We start from the raw sequence: 11,061 nt of genomic DNA, 5'->3' as shown, positions 1-11,061 counted from the left end.
ACGTGAAACACCGCCTCCTGAGGGATCGCGTCCGGGGCATGTTTCACGTGAAACATGCCCCGGACGCCGCGATCAGTTCTGCGCCGCCCACCACTCCTTGAGGGCGGAGACGGCCACATCCTTCTCCATCGGGCCGTTCTCCAGCCGCAGCTCCAGCAGGAAGGTGTACGCCGCACCGATCACCGGCCCGGGGCCGACCCCCAGGATCTCCATGATCTGGTTGCCGTCCAGGTCCGGCCTGATCGAGTCGAGCTGCTCCTGCTCCTGGAGCTGAGCGATCCGCTCCTCCAGCCCGTCGTAGGCGCGGGAGAGCGCGTTCGCCTTACGCTTGTTACGGGTGGTGCAGTCGGAGCGGGTCAGCTTGTGGAGCCTGCTCAGCAGCGGGCCCGCGTCGCGTACATACCGACGGACCGCCGAGTCGGTCCATTCGCCCGTCCCGTAGCCGTGGAAGCGCAGGTGCAGCTCGACCAGGCGTGAGACGTCCTTCACCATCTCGTTGGAGTACTTGAGCGCGGTCATCCTCTTCTTGGTCATCTTCGCGCCCACCATCTCGTGGTGGTGGAAGGAGACCCGGCCGTCCTTCTCGAAGCGCCGGGTGCGGGGCTTGCCGATGTCGTGCAGGAGCGCGGCCAGCCGCAGCACCAGGTCCGGGCCGTCCTCCTCCAGATCGATGGCCTGCTCCAGAACGGTCAGCGAGTGCTCGTAGACGTCCTTGTGGCGGTGGTGCTCATCGCTCTCCAGCCGCAGCGCCGGCAGCTCGGGCAGGATCCGCTCGGCGAGCCCGGTGTCGACGAGCAGCGCCAGCCCCTGACGCGGGTGGGCGGCGAGGACCAGCTTGTTCAGCTCGTCCCGGACCCGCTCGGCGGAGACGATCTCGATACGTACGGACATGTCCTGCATGGCAGCGACGACGTCCGGCGCCACCTCGAAGTCCAGCTGTGCGGCGAAACGCGCGGCCCGCAGCATCCGCAGCGGATCGTCGGAGAAGGACTCCTGCGGGGTGCCGGGTGTGCGCAGCACCTGGGCCGCGAGGTCCTCCAGCCCGCCGTGCGGATCGATGAACTCCTTCTGCGGGAGAGCCACGGCCATCGCGTTGACCGTGAAGTCCCGGCGTACGAGGTCCTCCTCGATGGAGTCGCCGTAGGACACCTCGGGTTTGCGTGACGTACGGTCGTAGGCTTCCGAGCGGTACGTGGTGACCTCGATCTGGAAGCGCTGATCCACGTCGCCGACCCGGGCGTCCTTCTGGCAGCCGACCGTCCCGAAGGCGATCCCGACCTCCCAGACCGCGTCCGCCCAGGGCCGCACGATCCTCAGTACGTCCTCGGGGCGGGCATCGGTCGTGAAGTCCAGGTCGTTGCCGAGCCTGCCCAGCAGGGCGTCCCTGACCGAGCCTCCGACCAGCGCGAGACCGAAACCGGCTTCCTGGAAACGGCGGGCGAGATCGTCGGCGACGGGGGACACCCGCAGCAGTTCGCTGACCGCGCGGTGCTGCACCTGGCTGAGTGCACTGGGGTTGTCTTCATTGGCTTTCGGCACAACAGAAAAGGGTACGTGCCGTGACTCATCCGGTCGTCCCCGTTTCCGGCTCCCCCTCCGATTCACGGGTTTCCGTCAGCGCATGAGATTCTTCCGATCATGTGGAGCAGTCCCCAGCACTTCGCCACAGCGCACATCGTTACCATGCGTGGACGCAGCAACCGACAACCACCAACGGCAGCAGACGATGACGAGGGACGGGCGAGCGCGTGGCCGAGGCGGCAGACTTCCAGGGGACGGGCCATTCCGCTGCCCGCCGATGGCTGCGGCGCACAGCCCCCCTCCTCGCCGGAGTACCGCTCATGGCGAGTCTGCTGGCCGGTACGACGGCCCCCGCGGCCCAGGCCGCGACAGAGGCCACCGGGGGCCGTACGGTCCATGTGGCGCTCGACACACTCGCGCCCAGCGCCCCGGTGAAGGGCGACACGCTCACCATCTCGGGGACCGTGACCAACGAGGGCAAGAGCACCGTCAACAACGCGCAGGTGGATCTGCGGGTCGGGCCACGTATGGCCGGCCGTACCGCCATCGACGACGCCGCTGCGCGCTCCGGGGTCTCGGGTGACGTGGCCCCGATCGGCGGACCGTACAAGGTCGTCATCCCGAAGCTCCCGGCCGGGATCCCGCAGGACTTCGCCCTGTCCGTCCCCGTCGGCAAGCTGGGGCTCGACGAGGACGGGGTGTACCAGCTCGGCGTCTCGGTGACGGGACAGACCTCGGCCGCCCCGTACGACCAGGTGCTGGGTGTCCAGCGCACCTTCCTGCCCTGGCAGCCCGACGATACGGCCAAGAAGACCCAGGTCACCGCTTTGTGGCCGCTGATCTCTGCCACGCATCTCTCCGCCGAGACCGGGCCGGACGATCAGCAGACACCGGTCTTCGAGAACGACGACCTGGCCGAGGAGCTGGCGCCCGGCGGACGGCTGGAGCAGATGGTCTCCCTCGGCAGCCAGTCCCCGGTGACCTGGGTGATCGATCCCGACCTGATCGCCACGGCCGACGCCATGACCAGGAACTACAGCGTCAAGAGCGGCGACACCACGGTGCCGGGCCGCAACCAGGCCGTGGCGATCAAGTGGCTCGACTCCCTGGAGAAGGCGGTCAAGGACGGCAAGGTCGTGGCGCTGCCGTTCGCCGACCCGGACCTGGCCTCGCTCGCCCACCGCGGCAAAAGCGTCTCCGGCGCCCTCAGCCATCTCCAGCCGGCCACCGACGTGGCCGACGACACCGTGGAGACCATCCTCCACGTCAAGCCGTCCGTGGACTTCGCCTGGCCGGTGGACGGCGCGATCGACCCGTCGATCGTCGACGTGGCGACCTCGGCGGGCGCCCACAAGATCATCACCCGCAGTGACAGTCTCCAGGACAACCTCGCGTACACCCCGAACGCCGCACGGCCGATCGGGGGCGGCACGACGGCCGTCGTCGCGGACCATCGGCTCTCGACCGCCTTCCAGAGCGACATGTCGGCGTCGAGCAGTTCCACCCTCGCCGTCCAGAAATTCCTCGCCCAGTCGCTGGCCGTGACGCTCCAGGAGCCCGACAACGAGCGCAACGTCGTGGTCGCCCCACAGCGGACGCCGACGGCGGCTCAGGCGCAGTCGATGGCGCGCGCGCTGCGCGCGCTGGAGTCCGAGCGCTGGACGGAGCCGACGGACCTGATCGCGGCGGCAGCGGTCAGCCCGGACGCGGACGCCACCACGAAGGTGCCGAGCGCCGCCCACTACCCGAAGAAGCTGCGCGGCCAGGAACTGCCGACCCAGACGTTCCTCGACATCAAGAAGACGCAGGACCGCTTCGACAAGTTCAAGGCCATCCTCACCGCACCGGACCGGGTCGCCGCCCCCTTCGGCAACGCGATCAGCCGGGCGATGTCGACGTCCTGGCGCGGCGACCCGAACGGCGCCGCGCAGTACCGGGACACGGTCGACATCTATCTGCAGAGCCTCACCGACGAGGTGCGGCTCATTCCCAAGTCCGTGCTCACCCTGTCCGGGCGCAGCGCGACGATCCCGGTGACCGTCCAGAACCAACTGCTCCAGGGCGTCCAGAACCTGGTGCTGCGCCTGAAGTCGGACAACCCGACCCGACTGAAGCTCGACGGTGATCTGGCCGTCGCGGAACGGCCGATCAAGATCGACGGCGGGCACAGCCAGTCGGTGAAGTTCACCGGCGCGGGCAATGCCAACGGACCGGTGCAGGTGACCGCCCAGCTCTATACGGTGGACGGCAAGCTGTACGGCGGTCCGATGACCTTCCAGGTGAAGGTCTCGGAGATCACGCCCACCGTGATGCTCGTCATCGCGGGCGGTGTGCTGCTGCTGGTCCTCGCCGGGGTGAAGATGTACAGCCAGCGCAAGCGGGCCGTGGCCCGTAAGGCGGGTGCCGGACCCGCGGACGGCGGCGACGACGGCGAGAAGGGCGACGACGGCCCGCACGGCGGCAACGGTGACGGCGACCGGGGCGGCCAGGAAAGCACGGACGCCACGGACCCGGACGCCACCGGGTCCGGTACGGCCGGCCCGGACGCCACCGGGGGCGCGCACGGGGCGAAGAACACGCCCGGCCCGAAGGCCGTCGAGGACACAGATCCCGGGCAGCCGAGTGACCCGACACCGGACACCGGTCCGGAAAGCGCGGACGCGTCGGGCGCGGGTGAGAAAGTGGACCGTTGAGCGATGTCGTGGCCGGTCGGCCGGGGACGATGAGGTGGGGTAACCATGAACGCGCCGTACGACGGTGACCGTGGGCCTGGCACGGGCGGCGATCCGGCAGGCCAGGTCCCGCCGCCTCCGCCACCTGCCCAGGACCCGTATGTCCAGGACGCCTACGCACAGGACCCCTACTGGGCGCAGGACCTGTCCGCGCAGGATCCGGTGACCGAGGCGCTGTACGACCGCGCCTCGCACCCTCCGCCGCCTCCCGGCACCTATCCGGACCGCCAGGACCTGTACCGGCAGCCGTACGCCCAGCAGCCCGCGCCCGATCCGCGGATCTGGGCGCAGACCCCGCCGCCCGAGCCCTCGGGCCCCTCCCGCCTTCTGCCGTACGGGGAGGACGCGCGGACCACCCAGTTCACCGGCGTCGACGACCTGGTTTCCCGGGCCGCCGACGAGGGCCCGGCACCGGACGCGTTCGCGCACCTCTACCGGGACCAGCAGGCCACGGCACAGGCCGTGGCGCCGCCGGAGCCCGAGGCGGTTCCCGCGGCGGCGCCCGCCAAGAAGTCGGGTGGCAAGGCCGCCGGCCTGCTCAAGTCCAGCGCGCTGATGGCCGCGGGCACCCTGGTGTCCCGGCTCACCGGCTTCGTACGGAGCCTGGTGATCACCGCCGCGCTGGGAGCGGCGCTCCTCGGTGACTCGTTCACCGTCGCCTACACCCTGCCGACGATGATCTACATCCTCACCGTCGGTGGCGGCCTCAACTCCGTCTTCGTACCGCAGCTCGTGCGGGCGATGAAGAACGACGACGACGGTGGCGTCGCCTACGCCAACCGGCTGCTCACCCTCGTCATGGTCGCGCTCGGCGCGATCGTGGCGCTGGCCGTGTTCGCGGCGCCCGTGCTGGTCCAGGCGATGTCGGACCCGATCGCCAGCGACGCCGCCGCCAACAACGTGGCCGTCACCTTCGCCCGCTACTGCCTGCCCACGATCTTCTTCATGGGTGTGCACGTGGTCATGGGCCAGATCCTCAACGCGCGCGGGAAGTTCGGCGCGATGATGTGGACCCCGGTCCTCAACAACATCGTCATGATCACCACGTTCGGCCTGTTCATCTGGGTGTACGGCACCGCCGCCGACTCCGGCATGACCGTGGGGACGATCCCGCCGGACGGCGTACGGCTGCTGGGCATCGGTACCCTCCTCGGTCTCATCGTCCAGGCGCTCGCGATGATCCCCTACCTCCGGGAGACCGGGTTCCGGTTCCGCCCCCGGTTCGACTGGAAGGGCCACGGGCTCGGCAAGACGGTCAAGCTCGCCAAATGGACCGTCCTGTTCGTCCTCGCCAACCAGGCGGGTGTGCTGGTCGTTACCCAGCTCGCCACCGCCGCGGGCAAGGCGTCCGGCACGGACGGCGCGGGCATCCTCGCTTACAGCAACGCCCAGCTCATCTGGGGCATGCCGCAGGCCATCATCACCGTCTCGGTCATGGCCGCCCTGCTGCCCCGGATCTCCCGCGCCGCCAGCGACGGCGACCCGGGCGCGGTCCGCGACGACATCTCCCAGGGGCTGCGCAACTCGGCGGTCGCGATCGTCCCGATCGCCTTCGCGTTCCTCTCCCTCGGTGTGCCGCTCTCCATCCTGATGTTCTCGTCCAGCGGCCTGGAATCGGCGCGGTCCATGGGCTTCATCCTGATGGCGTTCGCCCTCGGGCTCATCCCGTACTCCGTGCAGTACGTCGTCCTGCGCGGCTTCTACGCCTACGAGGACACCAGGACGCCCTTCTACAACACGGTGATCGTCGCCGCGGTCAACGCCGCGGCCTCCGCGGTCGCCTATGTCCTGCTGCCCCCGCGCTGGGCCGTGGTCGGCATGGCCGCGTCGTACGGGCTGGCCTACGCGGTCGGTGTCGGCGTGGCCTGGCGCAGGCTGAAGAAGCGGCTGGGCGGCGATCTGGACGGCGGACGCGTCCTGCGGACGTACGCCCGGCTCTGCCTGGCGTCCGTACCCGGCGCCCTCGCGGCCGGCGCGGTCGCCTACTTCGTACTGGAAGGTCTGGGCAGCACGGCCCTCTCTTCGATCGTCGCCCTGATCGGCGGCGGCATCGTCCTGCTGGGGCTCTTCTTCGTCGCGGCGAAGAAGATGCGGATCGAGGAGATGAACGCCATGGTCGGCATGGTGCGAGGCCGCCTCGGACGGTGAGGCGGCCCGGCCGAGTACAACCATCACCGGCTACCGCGTGTCGTGCATAGCGTCCGGCTGTGGGCACAATTGGTTTGGCTGTTGAACAGGGCGCAACGGATGGGGAGGCAGGAGCGACGGTGGCGGAACGTAGCACGGCTGCCGTCGACGTGGCCGGTAACAGCGGCGATGAGCCGCTGACCGCCAAGGCGGACAAGGCCACGACCGACGGGTTGGCGAAGGCCCAGGACACGGCGGAGCGGTCGGCCGCCGACACGGGCAGCGAGCGGCAGGACACCGAGCCGGGCGGCGCGGCGCCCGAACTCCACAGCGGCCACAGACTCGCCAGACGCTACCGCCTGGAGGAGTGCGTCACCCGTCTGGACGGTTTCAGCAGTTGGCGTGCCGTCGACGAGAAACTGCGCCGCGCGGTCGGTGTGCACCTCCTGCCCGCCGACCATCCGCGGGCCCGTTCCGTACTGGCCGCGGCACGGTCCGCCGCACTGCTCGGCGATCCCCGCTTCGTCCAGGTCCTGGACGCCGTCGAGGAGGGCGACCACGTCTACGTCGTCCACGAATGGCTGCCGGACGCCATCGAGCTCACCGCTCTGCTCGCCGCGGGCCCTCTGGAGGCCCACGAGGCATACCAGCTCGTCAGCCAGGTCTCCCAGGCGATGGCCGCCGCGCACCGCGAGGGGCTGGCCCATCTGCGGCTGACGCCCGGCGCCGTCCTGCGGACTTCCACCGGCCAGTACCGGATCCGCGGTCTCGCCGTGAACGCGGCCCTGCGCGGTATCCGCGCCGACCGGCCCCAGCGCACCGACACCGAGGCGATCGGCGCGCTCCTGTACGCCGCGCTCACGCAGCGTTGGCCGTACGAGAGCGACGCCCACGGCCTCTCCGGCCTCCCCAAGGGGGTCGGGCTGATCGCCCCCGACCAGGTACGCGCCGGCATCCACCGCGGTCTCTCCGAGCTGGCGATGCGGGCCCTGGTCAACGACGGCGCCACCGCCTCCCGGCAGGAGCCACCGTGCACCACGCCGGACGAGCTGTCCGCGGCGGTCGCGGAGATGCCCCGCATCCGGCCGCCGGAGCCCACGTTCGCCGCCCCGCCGGAGTACCAGCGCACCACGTACCAGCAAGGCACCTACGGGCGCACCCAGCCGGGTGCCGGGATGGCCTCCCCGACGCCGGTGCTGGCCCCGCCGCCCCCGCTTCAGAGCCGGACCGGCAAGGCCCTCAAGTGGACCGTCGCCGCGCTCCTCATCGCCGCCCTGGGCCTGGGGAGCTGGCAGGTCGCCGACAAGCTCCTCGACAAGGACCGCGGCACGACCGACACGACCCCTACGCAGAGCTCCACGGGAGACAGCGACAAGGCCGTGAAACCCGCCAAGCCCCTCAAGATCGACGACGCGACGGAGTTCATGCCCGAGGGATCCGGGATAAGGCCGGAGCTGGTCGCGAACGCCACCGACGGCGACAGCAGCACGGCCTGGATCACCAAGCAGTACTGGAACTATCCCAATTTCGGTAACCTCCCCGGCCACACCCAGGGCAGCGGAATCGTCGTCGACCTCGGCAGTGTGAAGGACGTGTCCGGTCTCGACATCCGTATGTACCGGTCCGGTCAGAAGGCCGAAGTGCTGGCCGCCGCCGCGGACGCGTCGGATCCGACGTCGCTCTCGGACTTCTCCCAGCGGCTCACCAAGCTGGAGACGGCGGGAAGCACGGTGAAGGCCACCCTCGACAAGCCTGTGCGGACCCGGTACGTATTGATCCACATCACTGAGCTGCCGCAGGACGGAGGATCCACCACCCGCTTTCGCGGAGGCATCTCGGAGATCCAGATCAACGGCTGACCGGAGACAGGGGAGGGGCTCACCGTTGGACGACGCCGCACTGGGCGACTTGAGCGACCAGGACCTGCTGAGCGCTCATGTCACGGGCCACCCTCAGGCCTTCGGCGAATTGGTACGGCGCCACCGCGACCGGCTCTGGGCCGTCGCCCTCCGTACTCTCGGGGACCGTGAGGAGGCGGCCGACGCCGTGCAGGACGCCCTCGTCTCCGCCTTCCGGGCCGCCCACACCTTCCGTGGGCAGTCCGCCGTCACCACCTGGCTGCACCGCATCACCGTCAATGCCTGCCTCGACCGGGCCCGCAAGGCGGCGTCGCGCAAGACCTCTCCCGTGGACGACACCGAGCGGCTGGAGCAGCTTCTCGAACCCCATGAGTCGGCCGAGGCGCCCGCCGAGCGGCAGGACCTCCACCGGGAGCTGCTGGCGGCGCTGGCCACGCTCCCCGTCGACCAGCGGGCCGCCCTGATCCTCGTCGACATGCAGGGTTACCCGGTGGCGGAGGCCGCCGCCGTGCTGGAGGTGCCCATCGGCACCGTGAAAAGCCGCTGCGCGCGCGGTCGGGCCAGACTTCTCCCGCTACTCGCCCATCTACGCGCGGGCACCAGGGATAACAGCGGTTCCGAGCGGGGAAGGAACCGGACGCCGCGGGCATCCGTCCCACCGGCATCGGGACCAAAGGATTCAGGATCGAGCGATCCTGCTGGAGTGAAGGGCGGAGGTGGGCGCGCATGACCTCTACGACCGACACCGCTCAGCATCCGGATGTCTCGGAGATCTCCGATCTCGCCGAAGGTCTGCTGACACCGGACCGCAGTGCCGATCTACGGGAGCACCTCGACGGCTGCGTGCTCTGCTCCGAGGTCCACGACTCCCTCGAAGAGATCAGGGACCTGCTGGGCACCCTGCCGGGGCCGCCCCGGATGCCCGCCGATGTCGCGGGCCGTATCGACGCCGCACTCGCCGCGGAAGCCCTCCTCGACGCGACCGCGCCCGACAAGTCCACCGCGTCCGATGTGTCATCGGCGTCGGCTGGGGCTGTGGACTCCGCCGATGTTTCACGTGAAACATCGCCCGCGTCCGAGCCGCCGCCCCTCACTGCCGCACCGGTGGCAACAACGGAAACCGTACGGGCCGACCGCCCCGCCGGACGGCCGAAGGCAGCCACCGGGCCCGGCCGCGGCGGGCCGTCACGCCTGCGGCGTCGCCGTACCGCTGTCCTGGGTGCCGTGATCGGAACGGCCTTCGTGGGGATCGGCGTGCTGCTGCTCCCGTCGCTCCACTCCTCGGACTCCGACGAAGCGTCCAAGACGGCCAGCGCCGCCGCGAACGACAGCGAGCAGTTCTCCGAGACACGTCTCCAGGACCGCGTGGACACCTTGCTGGCCTCGGGCGCCGATGCCGGGACCGAAAGCGAGACCAAGGCAGGCCGACCCCGCTCCATGGAGGGCGACCGGGGAGGAGCCTCGAACTCTCCCCTGCTCACTCCCGCGCCCGTCGTCCCGGCCTGTGTCCAGCGGGGCATCGGCAGCCGTCTGTCGGCGCTGGCCGCGGAGCGGGGCACGTACCAGGGAAACGACGCGTATCTCGTTGTCCTGCCGCACTCCGATGACAGCACCCGGGTCCAGGCCTACGTGGTCGATGCGACCTGTGTGAAGAGCGCTCCCTCGACCGACGGAGCCGTCCTGCTGACACACTCCTACCTCCGCCGCTGAGGCTCCTCGCGTCGAGCCGGGAGACCTCGGGAATGCGGGACCCGTAGGATCCGTTGGATGGGGTGAAAGTCGTTGATCCGGCCCCAGTAGTGCAGTCTGCAGAGACGAGGAAGAAACCCGTGAGCGACGTCCGTAATGTGATCATCATCGGCTCCGGGCCCGCCGGCTATACGGCCGCGCTGTACACCGCGCGCGCATCACTGAAGCCGCTGGTCTTCGAGGGCGCCGTCACCGCCGGTGGTGCGCTGATGAACACCACCGATGTGGAGAACTTCCCGGGCTTCCGCGACGGCATCATGGGCCCGGATCTGATGGACAACATGAGGGCCCAGGCCGAGCGCTTCGGCGCCGAACTGGTTCCGGACGATGTCATCTCGGTCGACCTCACCGGTGACATCAAGACGGTCACCGACACCGCGGGCACCGTGCACCGGGCCAAGGCTGTGATCGTCACGACGGGCTCCCAGCACCGCAAGCTCGGTCTCGCCAACGAGGACGTGCTGTCCGGACGTGGTGTCTCCTGGTGCGCCACCTGCGACGGCTTCTTCTTCAAGGACCAGGACATCGCCGTGATCGGCGGCGGGGACACCGCGATGGAGGAAGCCACCTTCCTCTCGCGCTTCGCCAAGTCCGTCACGATCGTCCACCGCAGGGACACGCTGCGCGCCTCCAAGGCCATGCAGGAGCGTGCCTTTGCCGACCCGAAGATCAAGTTCGCCTGGGACAGCGAGGTCGCCGAGATCCACGGCGAGCAGAAGCTCTCCGGGCTGACCCTGCGCAACACGAAGACCGGCGGGACCTCGCCGCTCGCGGTGACCGGGCTGTTCATCGCGGTGGGCCACGACCCGCGCACCGAGCTGTTCAAGGGCCAGCTCGACCTGGACGGAGAGGGCTACCTCACCGTGGCCGCCCCGTCGACGCGGACGAACCTCTCCGGCGTCTTCGGCGCCGGCGACGTCGTCGACCACACCTACCGCCAGGCGATCACCGCCGCGGGCACCGGCTGCTCCGCCGCCCTCGACGCCGAGCGCTTCCTCTCCGCGCTGAGCGACAGCGAGAACGCCGAGCCGGAGAAGACCCCCGCCGTCTGACCATCACTTCCCATCCACACC

General features: G+C 69.8%; 7 protein-coding genes. 6 read left to right on the top strand and 1 reads right to left on the bottom strand.

What is annotated here, in order from left to right; genetic code table 11:
• Positions 1–72 precede the first annotated feature (72 nt).
• A complete protein-coding gene (locus tag ACFXPL_RS11210; RefSeq protein ID WP_384916069.1) occupies positions 73–1,539 on the bottom strand; it encodes a CCA tRNA nucleotidyltransferase in 1,467 nt (488 codons plus the stop codon).
• 209 nt (positions 1,540–1,748) lie between these two features.
• Between ACFXPL_RS11210 and ACFXPL_RS11205 the strand changes: the two genes are divergently transcribed.
• The 6 genes from ACFXPL_RS11205 (at position 1,749) to trxB (ending at position 11,040) form a co-directional block, all read left to right on the top strand.
• Positions 1,749–4,214 carry a DUF6049 family protein gene (locus ACFXPL_RS11205; RefSeq protein ID WP_384916066.1) on the top strand — a complete coding sequence of 822 codons (2,466 nt, stop codon included), beginning with the start codon at positions 1,749–1,751 and terminating at the stop codon, positions 4,212–4,214.
• Positions 4,215–4,259: 45 nt separating this feature from the next.
• Positions 4,260–6,401, top strand: a complete 2,142-nt coding sequence (gene murJ, locus ACFXPL_RS11200; protein WP_384916063.1) for a murein biosynthesis integral membrane protein MurJ — start codon at positions 4,260–4,262, stop codon at positions 6,399–6,401.
• Between the two features lie 119 nt (positions 6,402–6,520).
• Positions 6,521–8,239, top strand: a complete 1,719-nt coding sequence (locus tag ACFXPL_RS11195; protein ID WP_384916060.1) for a protein kinase family protein — start codon at positions 6,521–6,523, stop codon at positions 8,237–8,239.
• 25 nt (positions 8,240–8,264) lie between these two features.
• Complete coding sequence (gene sigM / locus ACFXPL_RS11190; RefSeq protein ID WP_384916057.1) at positions 8,265–8,969, top strand: RNA polymerase sigma factor SigM; 705 nt, start codon at positions 8,265–8,267, stop codon at positions 8,967–8,969.
• Positions 8,966–9,949 (top strand): hypothetical protein, encoded by a 984-nt coding sequence (locus ACFXPL_RS11185; RefSeq protein ID WP_384916054.1) that lies wholly within the window; start codon positions 8,966–8,968, stop codon positions 9,947–9,949. The genes sigM and ACFXPL_RS11185 overlap by 4 nt, the downstream gene beginning before the upstream one ends.
• Positions 9,950–10,068: 119 nt before the next feature.
• Positions 10,069–11,040: a thioredoxin-disulfide reductase gene (trxB, locus tag ACFXPL_RS11180; protein WP_384916051.1), complete on the top strand. Its 972-nt coding sequence runs from the start codon at positions 10,069–10,071 to the stop codon at positions 11,038–11,040.
• Positions 11,041–11,061 lie beyond the last annotated feature (21 nt).

It is taken from the genome of Streptomyces sp. NPDC059092 (assembly GCF_042756365.1).
In the GTDB taxonomy this organism is placed as follows: domain Bacteria; phylum Actinomycetota; class Actinomycetes; order Streptomycetales; family Streptomycetaceae; genus Streptomyces.
Note: the sequence above shows the minus strand (reverse complement) of the source record. Positions and strands in the feature narration are given on the sequence as shown.